Source organism: Chitinophaga sp. 05T412, assembly GCF_056396465.1.
The window spans coordinates 211,825-236,506 of the sequence record NZ_JBFTLN010000016.1 but is presented as its reverse complement, the minus strand read 5'-3'; the positions used below and the strand labels follow the sequence as shown (position 1 = coordinate 236,506).

Genomic DNA, 24,682 nt, shown 5'->3' with positions numbered 1-24,682 from the left:
ATAATCCTATATCTTGAAAAGAATTCTTGTCTTTCTGTTCTGCCTGCATAGCATTGTTACCCAGGCCCAGCAACCGCTTTCAGCAAGTACCACACATAGTGCCTTACACTATGTATACAGACTGGTACATTCCGAAACACTGAAAATATACCGACAGGCAAAAAAGGATGATGTGTGGCCAGATGAAGCCTATCTGCAATCATTGATAACCACTTACCCGCATGGCCAGGACTTTCCGTCCAACCTCCCACCGGACAACTATCTGGATGTATATGCCAATGGCAATAATCTCATTTACTCTTTTCATCCGGTGCGAAATGTAGGTCTCAAAGTGATCACCAATAACTACGATTTGGCCCTGCTGGTACATGATCTCAATGGGAAACCTTTGTCCGGCGCCATTGTCACCATCAACAAACGCGTGGTACCCTGGAATGAAGCTACCCAAAGCTATCGCTTGCACCGCTATAAAAAAAGTGGGACTATCGTGGTGCATTACCATGGTGTCATGAACATTTTTGATATCCCGACAGAAAAAGCCTGGCACCGGAAAGCCTGGTGGAAGAAGATTTTTTCACGTCCCCACCAGTACAAACCTAACTACGACTTTTATAATCACACTCCCTCAGAAGCCCGGTACAAAGGATTCATGACTTTCAACAAAGCGAAATACAAGCCCAATGATACACTGCGACTCAAAGCATTTATTACCACCGCTGGAAATAAACCGGTAAATGAACCGCTGTTACTGCGCTTATCCGATTCCCGGGGAAATTTGGATACCATCCTTGGTACCGTACGTCCCTACCGGCCCGGTGGCTATGACACAACAGTAGTGCTGAATGAAGAACTGGACCTTGAACTGGACGACCAATACCTGTTCACGCTGGAAACCTTGTCCGGCAAAAAATATATGCTGAAAGATAATGACGGCGACCTGGACGATCGGGAATTTGCTGCCAAACGCCCGGTATTGATGCGGGGTTACTTCGTACACGAGGAATACGAACTGAAATCTACTCACTTTACCTCCCGCACTGATGCCAAGGAACATACCCGTGGCATGCCACTCTCTCTTTACTTAAAAGCTACCGATGAAAACGACCTACCGGTAATGGATGGACGTGTAAGCATCACCGTTACACCCAATAATACCAGTCAATACCATGCCAACACGGTATTTATGCCGGATACCCTCTGGCAGTATGAAACGGCATTGGAAACTACCGGTGAAACCAAAGTGGTGCTCCCGGATAGTATTTTMCCTGCCGCATCCTTTAGTTATAACATTGAATCCCACTTCCTGAACAGCAACAATGAAAGCCGCCAACACAGCAACTCCGTGCAATACAAATACAATCAGGCGCAAATCAGCTTTACGCCACACAATGATAGTCTCACCATTACCTATAGCCTGGCCGGGAAACCCGTCCCCCAACAAGCACGGCTGATTTTAAAAAACAGTGCATCCGATACCGTATCTACCGCTGCTATTCAACTACCAGCGATCCTTCCGGTGCTGCCMTTTGTAAAAAGCTATGAAATCATCACCGATAGTGTCCGTCAATCCTTCGAAATCAACCAACGAAAAAGTAGTTTACAATGTAACGCTTCCCGCACCCCGGACTCGGTATTTGTGACCATTAATAACCCGGAAAATTTATATTACTGGTATAGCATTTTTGATGGCAACAAACTGATTACACAAGGTTATAGCCGGCAGTTCTCCTGGAAGGCGGCCACCCGCTCGTCCCAGTGCTATTTTGTTTCGGTGCAGTATGTATGGAACGATGAGGTAGTAAATGATCAGTTCATGATACCTTACCTCGACAAACAGCTACAGGTAATCATCAACAATCCCGTTGCAGTATACCCGGGGCAAACGTCACGTATAGGCGTCACCGTTGTTGATGGAGATGGCCGGCCGGTAAAAGATGCAGATGTTACAGCATATGCCATGACTGCAAAATTTGAAACAGCAAAACTACCTGATTTGCCCTATACCGGACAACGGTTTCGCATGCGGAAGGCCTACAACCGCCACAGACTGGAGTATCCCAATATTCAATCCGATGAGTTGCCGATGACCTGGGAAAGATGGAAAAAAGAAATGGTGCTGGATAGCATTACCTATTATCAGTTTCTCCATCCTGACGGTATCTATTACAACCGGGAACCAACCGCCACCGGCTTCACCGAACTGGCTCCTTTTGTAGTGGCCAATGGTATCATTCAGCATATTGCCTATATTAAAATAGATGAACAACCTGTTTACTTTGATAACACGGATCTTACCCCCAACTACTGTTTTGAGGTAAATCCCGGTAGGCATAAAATGGAATTACGCACTGCTCAAAACAGCATTATCATAGACAGCATCGATGTTAAAAAGGGCATGAAAAACTATATCAGTATTGCCAGCAATGCTACTGATCCACATATACGGATCGCTAAAATGCGGCCGCAATTAACGCCCGAAGAGCTGCTGCTACGACGCAGGTATGTGATTCCTTTCCAGGTAGACTCCAGAAATGAACTGACCTATATTAACCAGAACGAAAAAATATTCCAGTTCACGCATGACAGCCGTTACGGCGAACCAATACTGCTGGCAGGACCGCTGTTAAACACCAACGCAGATTATATCATCAAAGGAGGTTTTGCACAGTCTTTCCTGCCTGAAGCAGGCTATACTTTTAATATTCAACACGGACTGATAAAACAAAGGGAAACAAAAGGTCTGTATATTGGCTCGAATGGGACTTCCTCCCGCTTATACGATCATATACTGACAGAAAAAACGATCGATCGTTTATGGCAGGCATGGCTAAATGAGCAATCTATCCCACAGGATTTTCTGACCACCGAAACCGGCAACCACCGAACGGGTAAGCTCCTGATTGCTCCAGATACCGCACAGCAGGCAAAAAAAATCCGCCAGTTATTCCTGTACCGCTACGATGATCCAGCCTTCGTCAATATTTACACTAAAACAACCACCCGGATAAACCAGCTGGAACCCGGCTATTACCGGCTGTTGGTGTTATTACACGGCGACCGGTATTACATAAAGGATAGCATTTTCATCAAAGAAAACGGCACTACTTTCTATCGGTTACAAGCCACTAAAATGGTGACAAGTGATGCTACCAGCCTGGCTTTGGCAAAAGCAATCCTCGATTGGAAAGACCACCGGAATACGCCGCTGGAGCCTGCGGCTGCGAGCGACTTCACGCTGCCATTCAATAACCAATACATGGATACCACCACCTTTCATCACCCCGTATCAGGACGGGTAGTGGATAAAGATGGTCACGCGCTGCCCGGTGTAACGGTGAAGCTGAAAGGTTCCAACTATGGCACTGTCACCAATGCCCAGGGACGCTTCCGCATATTTACATCCCCTGCTGGTTCTCTTGTCTTCCAGTACATAGGGTTCGACGAGCAGACGATACGGGTGAATTACCGGGATTATATGGAGGTGAAACTGCGGGAGCGCAACCAGGCCCTTCAGGAAGTAGTAGTAACGGGTTATAGTACTACCCATAAAGCGAGTTTGACTTATAGTGTATCCAACGTCTACTCCAATTCATTGCAAGGCACCGTCGCCGGCGTTGTAATCAGAGGCGAAGCAACGAACAGTGCTGCACCGCCACTCATTCTTATTGATGGGATTCCATTTGACGGGGACCTAAAAGGCGTGGACCCCAAAAGCATCAAAGACATGACGATACTCAAAGCCGATGTCGCCAGCGCCATTTACGGCTCCAGGGCCGCCAGTGGGGTCGTTATCATTACCAGCACCAAATCTGCTACTACCGACATGCCCACTGGTAGTAACTCCCTGCGCAGCCATTTCCGGGACGATGCCTTCTGGCAACCACGGTTACGTACCAACGAAAAAGGGGAAGCATCGTTTAACGTCACCTTCCCGGATGATATCACCAGTTGGAAAACCTTTGCCATTGCCTATACAGACAAAGGGCAAAACGGCACCGCCACCGCACAAATCAAATCTTACCTGCCACTCAGCGCAACCCTGTCCCTCCCTGCGTTTGCAGTAGCCGGCGACAGTATCAATATCATCGGAAAAATAATGAACTACAAGAAAGACAGCACTACCGTGAACCGCAGCTTTTCCGCTTATCATCAATCCGTACAAAACAATGCGGTATATGTGTTGAACAGCCATATTGATACCTTCCCCATCCGGGTGCAGGCGCGCGACAGTGTGCCGCTGCTATATTCCATCAGCGGCGCTAACAATTATTTCGATGGAGAATACCGCGCCATTCCGGTATTTGAACAAGGGGTAAAAGAAACCAAAGGACTGTTTCTATCACTGGGCACCGATACCAGCTTCTCGCTGCCGGCCTTTGCAGATACCGGCACACTGCATCTCTACGCCGGTACCGGCGTGTTACCAGTATTGTTCGATGAAATAGCCTACCTGCAACGCTATGAATACAATTGCAATGAACAAATGGCATCCAAACTGATCGGATTACTGCTGGAAAAACAAGCCCGCAAATTCCTCGATCAACCATTTACACATCAAAAGGAAATATGGGACCTGCTCCACGACCTGGGAAAAAACAAAAACCAGGAAGGCGGCTGGGGCTGGTGGAATAAAAGTCCTACCGTTTACTGGGTGACTCAACACGTGACCACTGCACTGCTAATGGCAGAAAAAGAAGGGTTCCAGATTAATATGAACAAGAACGCGCTGATAAACTACTATGTATTTGAACTTAATTCCGTCAACAACTCCGATAAAATATCTTTATTGGAAATGCTGCAGTCGCTGGAGGCGAAAGTAGATTACGCCAGCTACCTCGATACGCTAAAAGTGCCGCGCAACAACGAATACGACCAATTCCGCCTGTTATACCTGAAACAACGTACTGGCAGGAAGGTGAATATGGATTCATTGATAGCCAAACAACAAACCACGATATTGGGGAACCATTACTGGGGTACTGACGGCTATCATCTTTTCAATAACAGCGTACAACTCACGCTGCTGGCTTACAAAATATTGCGAGCACAAGGTGGGCAAACAACGCAGCTGCGTAACATCCGCAACTGGTTCATGGAAAACAGGCACAGTGGCAACTGGCGCAACACCTACGAATCCGCTGCCATCCTGGCCACCATCATGCCGGATGTTTTGCAGGCCGGCGAGCAGACAACACCCAATTTAAGCATCAACGGCCAACGCATTGACAGCTTCCCTTACAGCAGCAGTATCCCCGCAGGTAAGCCGGTGCAGATCAATAAGCAGGGCGGCGCCAACGTATACTTCACCGCCTGGCAGCAGCACTGGAATCCAAAGCCGGAGAAAGTAACCAATCAATTCGCCGTCAGCAGCCGTTTTCTGCAGCTGGATAGCAGTGTTTCTTATCTCACTGCCGGGCGTACTGTGGTGATGGAAGTGAAAGTAGATGTACAAGCAGATGCAGACTACGTGATGCTGGAAATCCCTATTCCTGCCGGCTGTTCCTACGATAATAAAAACAGCGCCTGGACAAATCAGGAAATCCACCGGGAGTACTTCAAAAATAAGGTAAGCATCTTCAGTAATTATCTCACTAAAGGCATACATACCTTTACCATTTCATTGATGCCGCGCTATACGGGTTACTATCACCTCAATCCGGCAAAAGCAGAAATGATGTACTTCCCCGTGTTCTATGGACGGGAGTCCATGAAAAAGGTGATGATCAATGGGAAATAACTGCATTATTTAACGTATTTTAATAGTACAACGAAAAACTGCTTCCACGATGAAAACTATTCAACAATGGCTGGATGATTACGGTGCCAGTCACCGTAACCATACCAACAAACTGATTCACTGGATTTGTGTGCCGGCTATCTTCTTCAGCATAGTAGGCTTTTTATATGCGGTGCCCTTGCCCATCCCGGGTATGAGTGGGTTAATTACGCTGGCGCATGTAGCCCTGCTGTTACTCCTCATTTACTATGTGCGCCTCTCGCCTTCTCTGGCGGCGGGCATGCTGGTGATCGGCATTATTTGCCTCTGGCTATGGCGGCTGATTGCGCTTACCGGGCTGGTGATCTGGCAGGCGGCGCTGGGCATTTTTGTATTAGCCTGGATCGGACAATTTATCGGGCATAAGATCGAGGGCGCCAAACCTTCCTTTTTTAAAGACCTGCAATTTTTACTCATTGGCCCCGCGTGGTTAATGAGTTTTATTTATAAGAAGGCAGGCATAAAACTTTAGTACACAACGACCTTGTATTCGGGCAGTAATATTAAACCGGGGATTGCATCAAATCTCCGGTTTTTTTGTTAAATTCAGAAAACTGCCTGCATATGAGCCTCAAATTTCTACCTTGCTTCACAAGCCTGCTGCTATGTGCGCTTTCAACCATCGCACAAACTCAAAAGATCACTGGTAAAGTTACCGATGCCAGCACGGGACAAGCCCTCGAAGGCGTTACCGTACACGTAAAGTCTGCTCCCAAAGGCACGCAAACCAATGCTGCCGGTGTATTCAGCCTGGATGCTGCCTCCAGCGATGTACTGGAATTCAGTTCCATCGGCTACGCACCACAGCAATTAAACGTTAACGGACAAACACAGCTCAACGTAAAAATGGTGTCCCTCATTGCGGAACTGGGACCTATCGTTTCCGTAGGTACCCGCGGCGGTGGGCGAGCCAAAACAGAAACACCCGTCCCGGTGGATGTTATCAACGTCAATCAGGCCGGATTGCCTACTGCTAACATGGAACTCACCTCGTTGCTGAATGCGTCCGCCCCATCCTTCAACTACAACAAACAAAGTGGTAGCGACGGCGCCGATCAGATTGACCTCGCTACATTGAGAGGTCTCGGCCCAGATCAAACACTGGTACTGGTAAACGGCAAACGACGCCATCAAACCGCGTTTGTGGCTGTATTCGGCACCAGGGGCCGTGGTAACTCCGGTACCGACTTAAATGCCATCCCGGAATCTTCCATCGACCGGGTGGAAATACTGCGCGACGGCGCTTCCGCCCAATACGGTTCTGATGCGATTGCGGGTGTTATTAATATTATTCTGAAGAAAGATGTCAATCATCTCAATATCACCACCGGTTATGCCGGCTACTACGACCATAAATACAATACTTATTTTAGCCGCGATTTAAAGCAGTATGAATACGCCAACCCCATTGACGGTAACACCGTCACCGTTGGCGCCAATTACGGGCTTCCTTTGGGCAAACACGGTGGGTTTATTAATCTCTCCGGTAACTTCCTGAAACAAGGTAAAACGTTCCGGCAGGTAGGCGATACAGATCTGACACATGCCAATTCACTACCCATCAACACCGGCAGGCGCGCCCATGGCGATGGCTCCGTTACCTCCGGCGGCGGCATGTTCAATATGGAAGTACCCGTGAGCAGCAGCACCACCACTATCTACGCTTTTGGCGGCTACAATTACAAATCGTCTGACGCTTACGCCTATACGAGATCGTTTGCCGGTCACCCGGAACGCTTCCCTACTAATGCAGCCGGACAGCTGATCTACTACCCCGACATTATGGAAAGCATTCCTACACCGGGCAGTACCCCAGATACGATCTTCAATCCGCATATCCAGACACATATCCAGGATTTATCGCTGGCAGCCKGCGTAAAAGGCAGCACAAATAACAACTGGAAATGGGACTTCAGCAATACCCTTGGCAGAAATGATTTTCATTTCTTTGGAGATAAAACCTTCAATGCCTCCCTGGGCAGCACTACGCCCACTCATTTCAACGATGGCGGCTATTCCTTTTTGCAGAATACCACCAACCTCACTTTCACCAAAGATATTCCGCATATAGGCGCCGGCTTTAACCTGGCACTCGGGGCAGAGTATCGCTATGAGCGCTACAACATATACGCCGGTGATGAAAATTCCTGGAAAAACTACGACCCTAGCTTTGTCAAAGCCACCGGTGCACAGGGTTTCCCGGGTTATCGGCCCACAGATGAAGTAAAAGCCACCCGCTCCAACATCGCCGCATTTGTAGATGCAGAATGGGATATCACCACTAAGTTCTTACTGGGAGCGGCTATCCGTGCGGAAAATTACAACGACTTCGGCTTCACCAGCAACTATAAGCTGGCAGCCCGTTACAAGGTAGCGCCGCATTTTAATATACGCGGTTCCGTTAGTACCGGTTATCGGGCGCCTTCCCTGCAACAAATTAATTATAGCTCTCAATTCACCAACGTACAGGGCGGCCGTATTACCGAAGTGAAAATTGCACCTAACACCAATGCCATTACACAGGCTGCCGGCATTCCTGCCCTGAAACAGGAAAAATCCATCAATGCCAGCCTGGGCTTCTCCTGGAAACCCATCTCAGATCTGACCATTACACTGGATGGCTACCTGGTGAAGGTAAAAGACCGGATTGTGTTATCCGGACAGTTTAATAAGTCCGACGCCACTTTGGATTCGGTATTCCTTAAAGCGCTGAAAGATTTGCACATTGACAATGCGCAATTCTTTGCCAACGCCGTCAACACTACCAATACAGGGCTGGATCTGGTGATCGACTATAATAAGAAATGGGGCAACCAGCATTTCCGCGCGTTATTTACCGGAAACATTCAGCACATGAATATTGATAAAATCAATGTGCCGGATAAACTGAACGACAGCTACCTGCATCGCAATGAATTTTTCAGTGAAAGAGAACAACATTTTGTATTGGCCTCTGCACCGCCAGCCAAGCTGGGCTTGAATCTGGAATATGGCATCAACAAATTCAGCGTTGGTACCCATTTGAATTATTACGGTAAAATTGTATTGCTGGGATACGGTTTTGCGGGAGATCCTGCTAAAGAAGGTACCGGCTTACCCGGCGATCCGAATCTCGAAGGCACCGGTATCAATCCGTTGGTAGCATTAGATAAAGATGGTACGCTGGTACGGGAGCAATTTAATTACAATGGGAAACTAACCACGGATATTTATTTCAGCTACCGGTTTTCTTCCCATGTCTCCTGGTTCCTGGGAGCAGATAATATCTTCAATGTACATCCGGATTTCGGTTATGTGCCCGGCGCCAAACAATCTGCTTACGACGGTGAAACGGGTGGACCCTGGGACGCTGTCCAGATGGGCTTTAACGGCATCCGGTTGTTTACAAAACTGGCGTTGAACTTTTAGGATAAAAAAAATCCCCGATTAAAATCGGGGATTATTTACCTAAACCTACAACTGTTACACTGTTATTGCAACAATATTTTTATGTTGAAAACGGGTCCGTTAGTGCATAGCAGACGGGTCCAGTTTCGGTGCTTTTTTTGCTTTTACCATCAGTACAAATGGTACACAGATCAGGAAGAGTATGCCCAGGTACAGGAATACATCCATGTACGATAGCGTAGCTGCTTGCCTGGTGACGGTGTAGTCCAGCAACTGATAGCCGCTGTTGATGGCTTTATGCGGGTCCATCCCTTTAGCGATGAAGCTGTGCTGTAAACCATTTACGCGGTTAATTACATCCGGATCATTCACATCCAGTTTAGCTACCAGGTCGCTGCGGTGCATCATATTGCGGCGGGCCATAAAGGTAGTGATCAATGCCACCCCGAAGGAACCACCCAACTGACGCATCATCCCTGTAAAGGCGGCGCCCTGGCCAATTTGCTGACCTTTCAGGCCGGACAGTGATAAAGTGGTAATTGGAATGAAGAGTAAACCCATACCTATCCCACGTACAATCAGCATCCAGAAGAAAGCATCTGAGCCGGTATCAGCTGGCGTAATGATTTTATACCCCCAGAAACAGAACACAAAGAACAGGAACATCCCGGCGGCCACCATGTATTGTTGTGGTACACCTTTCTCCAGCATTTTACCGATCAGTGGCATCATGACGGCCGTGGTTAAGGCGGCAGGAATCATCAGCATACCAGACTGGGTGGCGGTCCATCCCAGAGAACCCTGTGTGTATAAGGGGATAATAAACGTAGAGCCGTATAATCCAAAGCCCATGATAAAGGAAAGAATTGTACCTACCCGGAGATTCCCGTTTTTAAGTACCCTTAGTTCCACAATGGGATTTTTATAAGTGAGCTCACGCCAGATGAAAAAGAACAATGCCATTACACTGGCAACGGTTAATGCCGTAATAGTGGGATCATTAAACCAGTCGTCTTCCTGTCCACGTTCCAGTACAAACTGCAGGGAGCCTACCATCACGGCCAGGAGCCCTATTCCGAGGAAGTCGATTTCGCTGACCGAACGTTTTTCTCCATATTTCGGGCTACGTACAAACTGCAGGGTAAGCAGGGTAGCAATAACGCCGATGGGTATATTAATATAGAAGATGTAAGGCCAGGAGTAGTTATCGGTAATGAAACCACCTAAAGGAGGTCCTAACGTAGGACCGATGATCACCCCTAAACCATAGATGGCCTGGGCAATACCGCGTTTTTCAGGCGGATAACTTTCGGTGATAATTGTTTGTGAGGTTACCAGCAATGCACCTCCTCCTAAACCTTGTATGAAACGGAATACAATCAGTTCCCACATAGTAGTGGCGTTACCACAAAGGAAAGAGGAAATGGTGAATATGATGATGGAAGCCGCAAAATAGTTACGGCGACCGAATTGTTGTGATAACCAGCTGGTCATCGGTACAATGATTACGTTACCAATGGCATAAGCAGTAACTACCCAACCGATTTCACTGAGCGTGGCGCCCATGTTACCCCGCATGTCATTCAACGCCACATTTACGATAGTGGTGTCTACTATCTCCAGCAGCGCGCAAAATATAGCGGTGATGGTGATAATCACCCTGCGCGAGCCGTATTCTATCAAGGATTCTTGTTGCATGCAGCACTTGTATTTTGAATGAGTACAATTTTACCCGGAGTTAATAATTAATGACGGACATGATCCTTTCTGTTAGGTTTCCTTTTTGTCTATCGATTACGCCTGTCTGTTAATTATTAGCATGGTTTCCATTAATTATTAACTCCGGACAAGTTGTTATTCATATATATGATTAGTTGAGATGCACATCTACCAACACGTTCATACCTGGGCGCAGCTGTTTTACCATTTCTTCATTCGGATTATCGAATTCGATTTTAACAGGTAAACGTTGTACCACTTTCACGAAGTTACCAGACGCATTATCCGGAGGTAACAGGGCGAATTTAGAACCTGTGGCAGGTGAAAAGGAAGTAATTTTTCCTTCGATGGCTTTTTCAGGATAAGCGTCGATATGAATCGTTACTTTCTGACCCAGTTTCATTTTGTCGAGCTGTGTTTCTTTGAAGTTAGCCACTACCCATGGAGTAGTATTTAATACTACGGTGAATAACGACTGACCTGCTGCTACAAACTGTCCTGGTTGTACGTAGATTTTTGACAGTACCCCATCTTCTGGTGCAGTGATTACTGCGTAAGACTGGTTCAGTTTTGCATCCTCCACATCTGTTTGACGTTGTTTGATACCTGCGTTAGCTACGTTGATTTGTTTGGAAGTAGCGCCGCTCTGAGACGTTACCACGTTGGTTTGACGGGCAGCTGCTGCTTTTTGTCTGGCCAATACATCCAGCTGACGTTCAGCAGTTTGTTTGGCGGCAGAAGCCTGTTCAAATTCCTGTTGGGTAATAGAGTGATCTTTGATCAGGTTAGCATAACGTTGGTAATCCTGGGTTGTTCTCCAGAGGTTTACTTTCGCTGCTTCAATTTGAGCATCGATGGTAGCGATTTGTGCCTGTGCGGTGCTGATATTGGTTTGAGCAGCAGCAGTAGTAGCTTCTGCAGCGCCAAGGTTAGCCTGGGCAGCAAAGAGGCCATTTTCTGCCTGTTGTACTTTAATGGCCAGGTCGCGGTCGTCCAGCACTACCAGGGTATCGCCTTTCTTCACAAACTGGTTATCTTTCACTCTCACTTCTTTTACGTAGCCTGATACACGCGGTATTACCGGGCTCACGTTAGCATCGATCTGCGCATTATCGGTTTCTTCATGGTGTTGACCATGGATATATTTGGAGATACCAAATGCGCCGCCACCCAGCACCAGCGCTGCCAGCACTATGACGAACCCTTTGCTTTTCTTTTTAGGCGCGGTTGTTTCCTGCATGTTTATATTGTTAGTAGGTTTTGTTTGAGTTTGCGTTTCCACGGCTTTGATATTTATTGGTTTGTGCGTATTATTTGTTCTTTGATTCCAGTATACCGGCTGCCTGTAACAGTTTATTGTAAGCTACGAGGGCATCTGCCTTAGCATAAGCGTAGTTCAGGTGCGACTGCAGGTTAGCCACATCTGCATCGAGCAGGTCAGTGGTGGTAGCCAGGTTGTTGTCGTGCTTGTTCTTCGTGATCCGGTAGTTCTCTTCTGACTGTTCTATTGCCTTAATATAAGTGTCCATCTTTTTGTGGCTCAGGACATAGTTTTCGTAAGATTGATACACATCCAGATGTATACGTTCAGCGATCATCTCTTCGTTGGCCTGTACTTCTGCCATTTGAGCTTTGGCACCGGCTACTTTTGATCCGTTTTTCCAGAGAGAGCCTAAGTTATACTTGACACCTACGCCTGCAGTAACTGCATTGGTGATGGTGATGATATTAGGAACATAAGCGGCGATGTATCCACCGGTGAGTGCCAGTGACGGATAGTAATCAGCTTTCGCTGCTTTGATACCCGCTGCTGCTGCTTTTTCACGGAAGCTGAGGGCGGCGGCATCTTTACGGTTCTGATAAGCTAATTGCTCAAACTCGGCAGCACCACGTCCGTCTACAGCGTTATCTACTTTAAAGGTGGCGGTATCTACCTGGATATCGGTGTTATCGGGCAGGCCGAGCATGATATCCATATTCAGGTTCGCAATTTTCAGGTTGTTTTCCGCATCCATTAAAGCTACCTGGTAGTTCGATTGCTGCAGTTCTGCTTTCAACAGGTCGTTACGCGCCAGCAGTCCATTCTGTTCTTTATTGGAAAATTCCTTCACTCTTTCATCTGACTGGCGGATGTTTTCCCGTACCAATGATACGGCTTCCTTCGCCTTAAAAAGGTTGCTGTAGGCGCCAATGGTGTTCGCGATCACATCTTCTCTGTTCTTATCCACATCCAGTTTGGCAGCTGTTTCCAGGTAACGGGCCGATTCTTTACCGGCTTGTATCTTACCTCCTGCAAAAATCGGGAGGGATACATTGGCTGATCCGTAAGCGGCCTGGTTTACTTTTGGGCTTTCTGAAGAACCGCCGTTGCCGCTGCCCAGTTTCATTTTCAGATCTATGTTCGGCTGCGTAAGACGCATATATGAACCTGAAATACTGGCATCTGGTAACTGACGTTCGTTTGCTTCTTTGAGTGAGGCAGTAGCCTGTGCTACTTTTGCAGTACTCACTTTTAATTGTTTGCTGTTTTGTATACTCAGCGATATGGCTTCATTTAACGAAAGCGGTTTTACGCTCTGTTGTGCGGTTGCTGTCTGAAAGAAGAAAGTCAGCAGGATTCCCGATGTAAGCGCATATAATCGTGTGTATATGCTTCTAGAATTCATGTGTTAGGATTGCTTTGAACAATTTTTTTAAATGTATACTTACTCTGTTCTTGATGTACACGCTAAACGCTTCGTCTGTAGTAACGTCGGCTGGCGCGTTTTTTTTAAGTATATGTTGGGCAGGTATTACCTGATGAATAGTCCCGAATAATGTAGTCATCAACATTTCCACGTCTACATCTTTATCAAAGATGCCCGCTTCCTGCGCGTTGGTAACAATAGGCTGCATCAATCCCAGCATCTCCCCTTTCAGTTGCCAGATCAGATCCCTTACCGGGCTTTGCTGACTGTTCAGTTGCTCCCGGCTCATAATACACTGGAAGTATTGCTCTCCCAACATTTTATTGATAAACCGGTCTATCAAACTATTTATTTTGTCCAGCGGCTCCATCGTGTCATTCTCCAACAATTCATTGATGAACTTACGCGATGCCTCCAGTCTATAAGTAAAAATCGTTTCCAGCAACTTGTCCTTTGATCCGAAATAATAAGAGATCATGGCAATATTTACATCCGCCTCCTGTGCTATATCTCTTACCGAAGTGCCATGAAAGCCCTGATCGGCAAATAGCCGCTCCGCAACTTTTAAAATCGAGAGCTGTTTTTCACTATACTCTTCCATGTTCCTTTTTTGATTTGACACCACAAAACTAAACAAACGTTTAATTTAAACAAGCGTTTATTTAATCGACTGTTTAAATTTTATTTTTTACAACTTATATATTAATGATTACCAATCATAACTGTTAAAATTTTAAGCTGTTTTTAATATTTGTTAATAATTCGTTCACATAGAACGTTAAAATTTGGCCTTTTTTCGGTTGGTTTTATATTAGAATTTTGTAATTTAATAAGACGACTAACACCACTTTCATGCGTTTTCCCAGCTCTTTTCCCAGCATCCTCCTGATGGCCGGCCTCCTCACCGGTACGCTCGATATCCTCTCTGCATCGGTATATTTTACCATTGTCAGCCACGGACAACCACTCAGCAAGCTGTTTGCCTATATCAGCAGCGGCGTGTTTGGTAAAGCCGCTTTCAACGGAGATCCGGCCATGACCGCCTGGGGCCTGCTGTTTCATTACTTCATCGCCTTCTCCTGGTCGCTCCTCTTCCTGGTGATTTATCCCAAAATCACTACGCTGCGCCAATACCCCATTGCCACCGGACTGGTGTATGGCGCTATCATATGGACTTTCATGCAGTTCATCGTATTACCGCTCAGTCATGTGCCACACGGGCCGCTACGCCTCACCAGCGCACTGATCAACATGGCCATCCTGATGGTGATGATTGGTATCCCCCTTTCCCTGATCAGCCGCCGGTATTACGCTACCCCGCACTAAAGGCCCGTAGAACAAGGTGCCCCAACGCGTACCTCATCTCCGGAAAACCCAAGGATAATAAAAAATGCTAAATCGATTTTCTAGATAAGAAAAAAATGTATCTTAGGGGAGCAACAGCCAGCAAACTGTATCGTGTTTTGCCAGCACAAGGAGGAGATTACCGAGCACCATGTATCATCGCAGCAACCAAAATTAATCGCGCAGGAAATGAAGCACTCTATCAAGCTCTATATCCTGACAGCCGTCATTTGTATAATAGCCCTTGCTATTGTACAATTCCTGCTGCTATATAATACTTACCAACTACTCGACAGCCGCTTTAACTACCAGGAAAAAGGCCGCATCGGCGAAGGATATAACCTCGCCATCGCTGACGATAAACTATTTCCCGGCGGACAACCACTGCTCGACAGTCTCATTGTTCCACAATATCCCTACCTCGAAAGCATTTATAAAACCAATCCACACCGCTTTGATACCGTTGCCCAGCAACTGGTCAACCACATTGTACAGGTACTGCAGCAACACGAAAACGCCGACAGCACACTGAGAGCCATCAAGGCTGTCAACGGTATTAAAGACTCCCTCCTGTACGCCGTATGCATTCACCGGCTGGATATTAAATTCAAAGAAAACCAATATATCAACCTCTATAACCGCTTTAAAAAATATCCGTTGATCCCCGCCGATCAACAACATGAAAAGGGATTATATATTTGCGGGAACCTCCACCGGCTCACACAAAACAATGCGGCGTCTTCCCTGGTAGCCAATTCTCCCCTGCCCTACTCTTATTCACTGTCGTTTTCCTTTTATGCAGATCCGTACAACCGCCGCATACTGGTATTGCGACAAATGAGATACACCATTCTCCCCGGCATACTCACCCTGCTGGCCGTTATCACGCTGTTTGGCATCACGCTGCGCAAATGGATACATCAAAAGCATTTATCGGATATGAAATCCGACTTTATCAATAACATCTCACACGAATTCAATACCCCTATCACCGCTATCATAGTAGCCAATAAAAATATACAAAACGAAAAAACGCTCGATAATAAACAAAGCCTGATGGCTTTATCAGTAATCATTCACCGGCAGGCAGAGCGACTGAAACTCCTCGTGGAAAAAGTGATCAACGTAGCCGCCACCGATCAACTGCAACTCAAACTAAGTCGCTATGACCTGCAGGAGCTAATCTCCGAAATACTGTTCATCTACCGCATGAATGCCGCCAATAAAGGCATCCACTTTGTGTTTGCTCCACATCCGCTACCCGCCATCATTGAAACAGATACCTTTCATTTTACCACGCTACTGCAAAACATCCTGGATAACGCCGTGAAGTACAATGATCATCTACAGAAAGAAGTAATACTCCAGGTGATACCACAACCAGCAGCTTTACATCTCGTGATAAAAGATAATGGTATCGGTATGGATGCCCATACCCAACGACATATTTTTGAAAAATTTTATCGCCGCCAACCCCGGCTGTCCAAGCCCACCAAAGGTTTGGGCCTTGGCCTCTATTATGTGAAGCAATGTGTGGATACGCATGGCTGGACCATCCACGTAGACAGTGAGCCGGGCGTTGGCAGCACCTTTACTATTTGCATACCTACAAAAACAAACACCCATGAAACATCGCATTTTGTTGTTGGAAGATGAAACCGATCTGGGCAACGTAGTCAAACAATACCTGGAACTGATGGACTTCGAAGTTGACTGGCACCAAAACGGTCAAACCGCGCTGGAAGCCTTTATTGCCACGCCACAAGTCTGGCATATCCTGCTCATCGATATTAACCTTCCTGAAATGGATGGATTTGATTTCGCACAACGTGCGGCCAAAATACAGCCTCACGTCCCCTTCCTGTTTCTCACGGCACGCGGAGAAAAAAAAGACCGCCTGCATGGATTAAAAATTGGTGCAGATGATTATATCGTGAAGCCTTTTGATGTAGATGAACTGATACTACGCATAAAAAATATCCTGAAGAGAAACCAGGGAATCGGCCCCCAGACCGCTAATACCATCGACTTAGGCGGCATGCGTTTTAATAAGGATACCCTGAAACTTATTGATATCAACGGGAAAGAAACCATTCTTACCCCGTTGGAAAGTGAATTATTGCTGCACTTTTATCACAACAGCAATAAAGTAATCCGCCGGGAAGATATCCTGCATCATGTATGGGGCGCTAATGATTATTTTGTGGGAAGAAGTCTGGATGTCTTTGTATCCCGCTTCCGTAAATACTTCCAGGGTAATGAACATATCAGTATCCGGAATGTATACGGCATTGGGTTTATGTTTAATCTTTCCTCATAAAAAAAAGGGCGGGCGCTACATCGCTCAAGGGCCCGCCCCTGCACATCCTGAACCATTACAGGATGCTGTGCCTGTTTATCAACCGTATCTTGATGATATAAAAAGGTAAACCGGGGAAAAACAAATACAGGAGGAGTCAGCTGCTGCAATAGTGTTTTTCATAGTAATACATAAGTTAACAGGCTTTTCTAAAAAAGGTTCATCCGGTTACCCGGAAAAAATAATGGTGGCTAATTCGTAAATTGCGGGTACAATCGATTACCAGCATGCAAGCCATTGAACTCATAGATCAGCAGTATTTTTCCAGCCAGTACCGGTTCATGGCGCCGGCACCGGATCTTGCGGAGCATGTGGTATATTACTGGTTGCTGGATCTTCGTCAGCCTCAGCTGCAGCAACAGGAATTCCGGGAATTACTGCTGGCTAATCTCTGTTCTTCCCTGGTACTTAACCTGGGGGCCCCTTTTGAAATATATGATGCACAAAACAAGTTCCTGCATACCAGCACGCATAGTGAACTACTTGGTTATAGACCCACTGCCGTAGGGTATCGCCATCTCTTTAACAACTACCTGGCAGGCATCAAATTTAAACCGGCCTCTTTGAACTACCTGTTTCATATCAAAGGCGCTGAGATCAATGGGAAAACCCTCCCGGCGGGTGATGCCGTGCCCAACATCTCCCGGCTGGAATCTGCGGTATATGAGGCCACCCATCCTGATCAGATCAAAACGCTGCTGGATGAGTTCCTGCGTGCGCAGTCGCCCTTACCGGCTACCGACAGGCATTTTCATTATGTACAACAATCGCTCAACAGCCCGACCCTGCTGCAATCCGGCTACCAGCTGAAGAAACTGGCGGCGCTGCTTTACCTCTCTCCCCGTACACTGGAGAGATACTTTACGGCTTCACTGGGCGTGCAGCCCAAGCATTGTTTGTCTATTTTGCGCTTCCGTGAAGCGGTGATGCAGTATGTACAATACGGTTACAAAGCCGATTGGGAAGCATTGGGGTATCACGACTTCTCGCATTTCCGGAAAGACTGGCGCAGGAGGAGCTGAAAGTAGAAAGCTGAAAGCAAAAAGGTATTGTAGCGGATCAACAGAGCGTGTAAATAATTCGCATTGATCATTCGCTACAATAGCTTTTTGCTTTCTGCTTTCTGCTTTCTGCTCCCAAAAAACTGTCGCGTTTTTACACCAACTCCTGTGCCCACTCCCCCTAAGTTTGTTGTGCAACAAAAGCACTCGTCTATGTTTTCCACCCAGCGTAAAAGACTGGTCAGCCAGCTTCCACCAGATGCCGTAGCTATTCTGACTGCCAACGACATCCTGCCTACCAATGGAGATGGTACCATGCGGTACGTTCCCAATTCAAACCTCTACTACCTCACCGGTATCAAAGAAGATGATGCCATGCTGGTACTTTGTCCGCAGCATCCGGAGCCTTCCCTGCGGGAAATATTATTTATCCGGCGCACGGATCAGCTGTATGTGAAATGGCTGGGACGCCGCCTTGATAAAGCCGCTGCCGCCAAAATATCCGGTATTGATACCGTATACTTCACCGATGAATACGATGTGATCATAAAAAAAGTGATCCCGCTATGTCGTCGTATTTTCCTCTACTCCAATGAGCACGCCCGCTCTGAAAATGAAACACAAACCCGGGAAGACCGGCTCCTGCTGGATTGCAAGCGTAAGTATCCCCTACACGAATACGATCGCTTATATCCCTTGCTGGGCAAACAACGCATGGCCAAAACACCCGAAGAAATAGTCCTGCTGCGCCAGGCCTCCAAAGTAACCGAAGCCGGCTTCCGTCGCCTGTTAAAATTTATAAAGCCTGGTAAAACCGGTTACCAGATAACCGCCGAAATGATCCATGAGTATATGCAGCACCATACTACCTGGGCCGATTATGAGCCCATAGTAGCCTTTGGAGCAGATACCTGTATTCTTCATTACCGCGCCAATGAAACCGCCGGAAAAAACGGCGACCTGGTACTGATAGATGCCGCAGCCAGCCAGGATCTATACAACGCAGACCTAACCCGCACCATTCCGGTGAATGGTCGTTATACCCCACGTCAGCGCGCCTACTACGACGCCGTACTACACGTACATCACCAGGTGCGGCAATACGTACGTGCAGGCATCCACCTGAACCAGGTGTGGCAGGCATCGAACGAACTGATACTGGAAGCACTCTGTAAACTGAGCATCTGCACACCCAATGATATCCGTCGCAACGGCGCCGCCTTCTACCTGCAGAAGTATAGTTATCATAACGTATCTCATTTCATTGGCCTCGATGTACACGACCCTGCCTGGATTCATGAACCACTGCCCGCGGGCGCAGTCATCACCAACGAACCCGGTATTTACAGTGCAGAAGAAGGTATTGGCATCAGAATAGAAAACAACCTGCTGCTAACTGCCAACGGATGCGAAGATTTGATGGAAGATATTCCGAAGGAAGCGGAGGAGATAGAGGAACTGATGAATTAGCAGAAAGCGTAAAGCAAAAAGCAAAAAGCTATTGAAGCGAATGAAAGGCGCGAGTATTATAGTTACTCATTCGCTTTTATCATTCGCTTCAATAGCTTTTTGCTTTACGCTTTTTGCTTTTTGCTTTTTGCTTTCTCTTACTTCAATGAATTAATCCATGTCGCAATCTTCACCGCATCGGCTTGTGGCACCTGCGGGAAAGGCGGCATTGGCGTGGCATAACCAGGCCAGTTTTCCGGCTTAGGATTTTTGATCAGCGCTAATATTTTTGCGACAGAATAATTTCTCTTAGCTACGTCTTTAAAGCCTGGACCTACCTGCTTTTTATCAGGATTGTGGCAGGACGAACAAGTGTATTTGTTCAGTAAAGGTTTTACCTGCTCGTAGGTCAGTGCTTTAGCTGGTACCGCTGCAGTAGCTGCGGCTTTCGCATCTGTTGCTTTCGTTGCCGGGGTAGCCGGTTTGGCAGCCGTGTTTTTGGTACTCAGTGCAGATACCGGAAGCTTGTCGCCATCAGGGATGTTGTTCAGCGTGTAGTATACATCCGGATGTACCAGTGAGTAAGAACGTTCCGTAGTGCGGATACCATTCAGGCTCAGTTTATGGATATAGTACTGACGCAGGCCATCCATCACGAGACGTACTTTCATCCCATCGGGCGATACCTGTACTCCTTTGATGGTCAGCTTTTCCGTATTCACAGTAGGGCTACCATAAACAGGATGGTATTTATAGATGAAGCTTTCTACATTGTAAGAAGCGATATCTTCTGCATACTTTTTATCTACCGGTTGTGTGAAAGTGATTTCAAAACCGTCGGGCATAGCGCTTACGGTTCTCATTTCAAAAGGCACGCGGTTGTTCCAAACGAGGCGTTGCAGGCCCTGGTTAGCATCACCGGCAGAACCCCATCCACGGTTGGTTTCACCTACAAAGAGGGAACCATCTTTACCCCAGGCCAGGCGCAGTACGCCCGACTGGAAGCCGCTTCTGAAATCCCAGGCAGCACCCTGGTATTCACCTTTTACTTTCTCCAGGAATACGCGTACTATTTTGCTCTGTCCCTGATCACCAATCAGTATCTGTTTCGCAAAAGGACCGAAAGCGCCTTCCGGAATACTGGTAAGTTGTGCATTGGACACTCCTAAAACACCATGAGGCAGCCACACTGCAGGCAGCTGTACTTCAGGGAAGTATTTCTTCATGTCGAACAACGTCACAAACTTTTCGTTTTCTACGTTCTCTGGTTTGATGGCATTGCCATTAGCATCTTTGCGGAAGCGGGGATCTACTTTGCTGTACAGTTCTTCCGTAGTCAGTTTTACGGGAGAATTAGGCAGGCCTGTCCAGCGTAAGCCGGCAGGGTGGCCTACGAAGCTACCTTTCTTAACGTGAGTGAGTCCACCGGAGCCCATCCAGTCGCCCTGGTTTTCGGTATAAAACAGTTCGCCATCGATCATACCGAGGCCGCAGGGAGAGCGGAAACCGGTAGCCCATGGTTCCATTTTACCGTCTTCTGTGATGTGCATCATCCATCCTCTCCAGGGAACGCGGCTTTCACCACGCCACCATTCTTCATCACCGAAAGCTACGTTACCGGATACGAAGAAAGAGCCATCGGTGCCCAGTACAGGACCGAAGCTATATTCATGATAGTGACCAGATAACGGCCACGCATATACGGTTTCAAACAGATCCATTTTACCGTCCATGTTGGTATCGGTCATTTTGGTCAGTTCACCGCGTTGTGCGCAGTAGAGGGAGCCATTTTTATAAGCCAGTCCCAGTACTTCGTGCAGTCCGGAGGCTACTTTTCTGAAGTAGGGTTTGGTGCTGGTAGGATTCTCTACAATAAAGATATCGCCGCGACGGGTAGCCACGCCCAGATCTCCATTAGGGAGCGTGCATAAGCCACCTACTTCCAGCAGGGTTCCTTCGGGTGAACTGATGCGCGCGATGCGGAAAAAGTCCTCTTCCTTGGGAGATTCCTGTGCCTTTACGGAAGTGATGGCGGTGGTCATCAGGAACATACCGGCGGCTATTCCTGCTGTAATTCTTTTATAATTCAGTTTCATAATAGTCATGAGTATTGCTGCTTAGAAGATAACCGCATAGCCTGTTTTGGCCTGTACCGGCACAATCAGTTCTGCGCGTCCGTTCTGGTTGCGGATGATAGGAGTTGCTTTGGCATCGTCCATCTTCACATAATAAGATTTATCACCGATCACATACAGGCCGGGCGACAACTGCTCGATGCTATCTCCAACGGCTATACGGAGATAGAGGTCCGCGGCAGGTTGTTGTACCGTAACAGTACGATGGATACCCTGATTTTCCGGCAGCACACTGATATCGTCTGTAACGGCGGTACCGTATACGTTGTAGTGGAAAGTTGGTTTTCCGGTTTCATCCAGTGCATAGCCCGTTGGACGGAAGCCGGTGCCGGTGGTATCTGTACTCCAGGCAGCATCTTTGTTGGCCAGCTTTGCAATAGCGAGGGCAGGTTGATTGTTCAGCACCTGTACGGTACCCATTGGGCGGGAAGAACCATCGCCGCGATCATGCCACATCGGGGTGGTGTTCAGGAATTCGCCGCGCCATACCTGCATGGGTAAGCCATTGTCCATATCATAGGTATAGTGCACTTTGGCAGGGCTACCTACGGAGATGGCGTGTACCACACGTTTGCCGCCACGAACATCCATGAAGCTGCGCAGTACGGTGTTTTCGTTGGCCGTTACCAGAATTGGATCAGTAGGATCATCAGCAGGAACGTTTACATCACTGATCACAAATTMGCGGATATTGGCTTCTTTCACGGATAAGGTGAGGGAAGCTTTGGCCCAGTCGGTATTCTTGGCATAGAGCACTTCTACCGGATAATCGCCGGCAGCCAGTTCCATCTTACCGTTACCATCCCATCCACGTGGGTTGATCACCGCCTGGTTGTTTATTTTCATCATACCCGGACCACCGGAAGTATGCAGGTTGAAATAGTAGGTACCGGCTGCTTTTACAGACAGCGTAGCGGTGTAACGCACCAGGAATTCATTGTCCGGCAGGCCGGTTACGTTAGACGTTAATTGCGTGCCCGTGCCGGTAGCAATAGGTTTCAGCGTGGCAAAGTCGGGTTGCTTATCAAACTGACCTTTATATATGCTGTATTTCACGTCCTGCAACGTTGGCTTCGGCGCGTTGTAGTTGTTGACAACGATGTTTCTGAAGGCTACGGTGCCGTGATCGCCTTGTATGCGGAGTGGTCCGGAAGCGACTTCGTTATTCTCCATGGCGCCGCGGGTGGGGCCCGACAGCACTACGTTTTCCTGGATGGTAACGCCATTCAGTTCCAGCTTTAAGATAACGGCATCGGCAATTTTGTTACCGGAGGCATCGAAGCGGGGCGCCTGGAAGGCGATTTTCATGTGTTGCCATAAGCCGGGAGCGCGACTTACATTCTGACGGGGAGCGTGGCCATCATAGCCTTGCTGGCCGGATGGTTTGCTGTCGTCCCAGCGTTGGTAGATACCGCCGTTGTCGGAGGCACTTGGGCTGGTGGTACCCCAGCTGTCGAGCAGCTGGATTTCATATCTTCCCTGCAGGTATATACCGGAATTGGAACCTTTGGCCATGAGGTAGTCGAGTTCCAGGTCCAGGTCACCATGCTGTAATGAGCTGAATAGGTCTTTTCCGTGGGTGTTTTTCTCTGGTAAATTTACCAGAATACCTGTTCCTGCAGTGGTTTGCAGCACATTGTTCTGTTGCAGGTCTGCTTTAACGCCACCGGCTATACGCCAGTTGGCGCCGGGTTGTGCGAATGCAGATAGGTCTGTTAATGGCAGTTTGTTTTGGGCCATCATCTGCTGACAACTGCCAATACTTAAAATCAATACCAAAGTTCTCCGGTCGTACACACTTAACTGTTTCAACTTTGGACGGAACTTGTTCCATCTAAGCATAGATCTGGATTTTTTTAAAAAGTTTACATTGATTGCTAAATGCATTTAGCTTTTCAGCTACGAGCATTTGTTTCTTTATTTCTGTTATCCCGAAATGTGAATGAAATTTAAATTCTCAACTACGCTAAACGTGGAACTATGCTAATTTTCACACCAGCCGACAAAATAGAAATTAATTGTAACAAAGTTGGTAACAGGGGTCAAAAAATTACACCAGCGGTAAATAAGGGAGGACGGAGAGAAAATGAGGTTGTTTTTAATTTTATTTAAAAAGAATAGCGGATGATCGAAGCCGGTTTTGTAAAAMAAAATCTGCTTCGATCATCCGCTACAATAGCTTTGTGCTTTTCGCTTTATGCTCTTACAAGATAAGTCCGAAAGTGGCCAGCTGCTTCACAGTGCTTGCATAATCGGTATGGCAAATACCATTAATACCTAAGCCATTCGCCACATCTACAAACATGGACCGGTCTTCCAGGTACACCACTTCCTCCGCCTTTACCTGCGCAATATCCAATGCTATCTTATAGATATCTGCATCGGGCTTGCGGAAATGTACAAAGCAGGAAGAAATATAAAAGTCCACGAAGCTGCTGATATTAAAATGTTTGATCCGGTGTTCATTCAGTTCCCGGCCTTCATTATTAACGATCGCAATTTTCAGCTTATACTTGGCTTTCAGCTTTGCCACCAGTTCCAGCATGTCCGGATAGGGCGCTGATTGCGCGAACATAAAATCACGGAACTCCTGTCGCGTAAAGGAGCGGTCTTCATAAAACACCACCCGGTTCAGGTACTCATCCAGGGTCAGCTTACCTTCTTCGTAGGTATCAAACGTAAGGTGGTGCCTTTCTTCCATTTCCACGGCATCCAAACCATAAGTTTGAATAGCCAGCTTGCGGGCAGCCCTATCCCAGCCGTTAGTAAGCAATACTCCCCCGATGTCCAGGAATAAGGTGGTAATTTTTGTCTGGTTATCCATT

General features: G+C 47.2%; 15 protein-coding genes. 8 read left to right on the top strand and 7 right to left on the bottom strand.

Annotated features, from left to right (window positions below; all coding sequences use genetic code 11):
* Positions 1-13 precede the first annotated feature (13 nt).
* From AC1DFM_RS28640 to AC1DFM_RS28630, 3 genes are all read left to right on the top strand, one after another.
* Positions 14-5,737, top strand: coding sequence for a carboxypeptidase-like regulatory domain-containing protein (locus tag AC1DFM_RS28640; protein ID WP_477080205.1), 5,724 nt, complete (start codon positions 14-16; stop codon positions 5,735-5,737).
* A gap of 49 nt (positions 5,738-5,786) precedes the next feature.
* Positions 5,787-6,248 carry an Mpo1 family 2-hydroxy fatty acid dioxygenase gene (locus AC1DFM_RS28635; RefSeq protein ID WP_477080204.1) on the top strand — a complete coding sequence of 154 codons (462 nt, stop codon included), beginning with the start codon at positions 5,787-5,789 and terminating at the stop codon, positions 6,246-6,248.
* Between the two features lie 92 nt (positions 6,249-6,340).
* The gene (locus AC1DFM_RS28630; RefSeq protein ID WP_477080203.1) at positions 6,341-9,184 is read left to right on the top strand and encodes a TonB-dependent receptor; all 2,844 of its coding nucleotides are present in this window, start codon (positions 6,341-6,343) and stop codon (positions 9,182-9,184) included.
* A 99-nt stretch (positions 9,185-9,283) separates the two neighbouring features.
* On the opposite strand, the gene AC1DFM_RS28625 is transcribed toward AC1DFM_RS28630, so the two are convergent.
* The 4 genes from AC1DFM_RS28625 to AC1DFM_RS28610 form a co-directional block, all read right to left on the bottom strand.
* Positions 9,284-10,861: a DHA2 family efflux MFS transporter permease subunit gene (locus tag AC1DFM_RS28625; protein ID WP_477080202.1), complete on the bottom strand. Its 1,578-nt coding sequence runs from the start codon at positions 10,859-10,861 to the stop codon at positions 9,284-9,286.
* A gap of 172 nt (positions 10,862-11,033) precedes the next feature.
* On the bottom strand, positions 11,034-12,122 hold the full coding sequence (locus tag AC1DFM_RS28620; protein ID WP_477080201.1) for an HlyD family secretion protein: 1,089 nt from the start codon (positions 12,120-12,122) through the stop codon (positions 11,034-11,036).
* A gap of 70 nt (positions 12,123-12,192) precedes the next feature.
* The gene (locus AC1DFM_RS28615) at positions 12,193-13,548 is read right to left on the bottom strand and encodes a TolC family protein (protein WP_477080200.1); all 1,356 of its coding nucleotides are present in this window, start codon (positions 13,546-13,548) and stop codon (positions 12,193-12,195) included.
* The gene (locus tag AC1DFM_RS28610) at positions 13,538-14,170 is read right to left on the bottom strand and encodes a TetR/AcrR family transcriptional regulator (protein ID WP_477080199.1); all 633 of its coding nucleotides are present in this window, start codon (positions 14,168-14,170) and stop codon (positions 13,538-13,540) included. The genes AC1DFM_RS28615 and AC1DFM_RS28610 overlap by 11 nt, the downstream gene beginning before the upstream one ends.
* A 251-nt stretch (positions 14,171-14,421) precedes the next feature.
* On the opposite strand from AC1DFM_RS28610, the gene AC1DFM_RS28605 reads away from it, so the two are divergent.
* From AC1DFM_RS28605 to AC1DFM_RS28585, 5 genes are all read left to right on the top strand, one after another.
* Positions 14,422-14,895 (top strand): hypothetical protein, encoded by a 474-nt coding sequence (locus tag AC1DFM_RS28605; RefSeq protein WP_477080198.1) that lies wholly within the window; start codon positions 14,422-14,424, stop codon positions 14,893-14,895.
* Between the two features lie 207 nt (positions 14,896-15,102).
* The gene (locus tag AC1DFM_RS28600; protein WP_477080197.1) at positions 15,103-16,569 is read left to right on the top strand and encodes a sensor histidine kinase; all 1,467 of its coding nucleotides are present in this window, start codon (positions 15,103-15,105) and stop codon (positions 16,567-16,569) included.
* Positions 16,538-17,233 carry a response regulator transcription factor gene (locus AC1DFM_RS28595; protein WP_477080196.1) on the top strand — a complete coding sequence of 232 codons (696 nt, stop codon included), beginning with the start codon at positions 16,538-16,540 and terminating at the stop codon, positions 17,231-17,233. Before AC1DFM_RS28600 ends, AC1DFM_RS28595 begins: the two co-directional genes overlap by 32 nt.
* A gap of 266 nt (positions 17,234-17,499) precedes the next feature.
* A complete protein-coding gene (locus AC1DFM_RS28590; RefSeq protein WP_477080195.1) occupies positions 17,500-18,294 on the top strand; it encodes a DUF6597 domain-containing transcriptional factor in 795 nt (264 codons plus the stop codon).
* 192 nt (positions 18,295-18,486) lie between these two features.
* Positions 18,487-19,743: an aminopeptidase P N-terminal domain-containing protein gene (locus AC1DFM_RS28585; protein ID WP_477080194.1), complete on the top strand. Its 1,257-nt coding sequence runs from the start codon at positions 18,487-18,489 to the stop codon at positions 19,741-19,743.
* 137 nt (positions 19,744-19,880) lie between these two features.
* Here the strand turns inward: AC1DFM_RS28585 and AC1DFM_RS28580 are convergent, their stop codons facing one another.
* The 3 genes from AC1DFM_RS28580 to AC1DFM_RS28570 all read right to left on the bottom strand — a co-directional run bounded on the left by AC1DFM_RS28580 (position 19,881) and on the right by AC1DFM_RS28570 (position 24,681).
* Positions 19,881-21,818, bottom strand: a complete 1,938-nt coding sequence (locus AC1DFM_RS28580) for a hypothetical protein (protein WP_477080193.1) — start codon at positions 21,816-21,818, stop codon at positions 19,881-19,883.
* 21 nt (positions 21,819-21,839) lie between these two features.
* Positions 21,840-23,699 (bottom strand): 3-keto-alpha-glucoside-1,2-lyase-like domain-containing protein, encoded by a 1,860-nt coding sequence (locus tag AC1DFM_RS28575; RefSeq protein WP_477080192.1) that lies wholly within the window; start codon positions 23,697-23,699, stop codon positions 21,840-21,842.
* A gap of 361 nt (positions 23,700-24,060) precedes the next feature.
* Positions 24,061-24,681 (bottom strand): HAD family hydrolase, encoded by a 621-nt coding sequence (locus tag AC1DFM_RS28570; RefSeq protein ID WP_477080191.1) that lies wholly within the window; start codon positions 24,679-24,681, stop codon positions 24,061-24,063.
* Position 24,682: the final 1 nt, after the last annotated feature.

Bases quoted from the DNA above. Each gene is read 5' to 3' on its own strand.
- AC1DFM_RS28570 (WP_477080191.1), bottom strand. From the start codon at position 24,681: ATGGATAACCAGACAAAAATTACCACCTTATTCCTGGACATCGGGGGA.
- AC1DFM_RS28580 (WP_477080193.1), bottom strand. From the start codon at position 21,818: ATGAAACTGAATTATAAAAGAATTACAGCAGGAATAGCCGCCGGTATG.
- AC1DFM_RS28620 (WP_477080201.1), bottom strand. From the start codon at position 12,122: ATGCAGGAAACAACCGCGCCTAAAAAGAAAAGCAAAGGGTTCGTCATA.
- AC1DFM_RS28600 (WP_477080197.1), top strand. From the start codon at position 15,103: ATGAAGCACTCTATCAAGCTCTATATCCTGACAGCCGTCATTTGTATA.
- AC1DFM_RS28610 (WP_477080199.1), bottom strand. From the start codon at position 14,170: ATGGAAGAGTATAGTGAAAAACAGCTCTCGATTTTAAAAGTTGCGGAG.
- AC1DFM_RS28595 (WP_477080196.1), top strand. From the start codon at position 16,538: ATGAAACATCGCATTTTGTTGTTGGAAGATGAAACCGATCTGGGCAAC.
- AC1DFM_RS28625 (WP_477080202.1), bottom strand. From the start codon at position 10,861: ATGCAACAAGAATCCTTGATAGAATACGGCTCGCGCAGGGTGATTATC.
- AC1DFM_RS28615 (WP_477080200.1), bottom strand. From the start codon at position 13,548: ATGAATTCTAGAAGCATATACACACGATTATATGCGCTTACATCGGGA.
- AC1DFM_RS28635 (WP_477080204.1), top strand. From the start codon at position 5,787: ATGAAAACTATTCAACAATGGCTGGATGATTACGGTGCCAGTCACCGT.
- AC1DFM_RS28605 (WP_477080198.1), top strand. From the start codon at position 14,422: ATGCGTTTTCCCAGCTCTTTTCCCAGCATCCTCCTGATGGCCGGCCTC.
- AC1DFM_RS28585 (WP_477080194.1), top strand. From the start codon at position 18,487: ATGTTTTCCACCCAGCGTAAAAGACTGGTCAGCCAGCTTCCACCAGAT.
- AC1DFM_RS28590 (WP_477080195.1), top strand. From the start codon at position 17,500: ATGCAAGCCATTGAACTCATAGATCAGCAGTATTTTTCCAGCCAGTAC.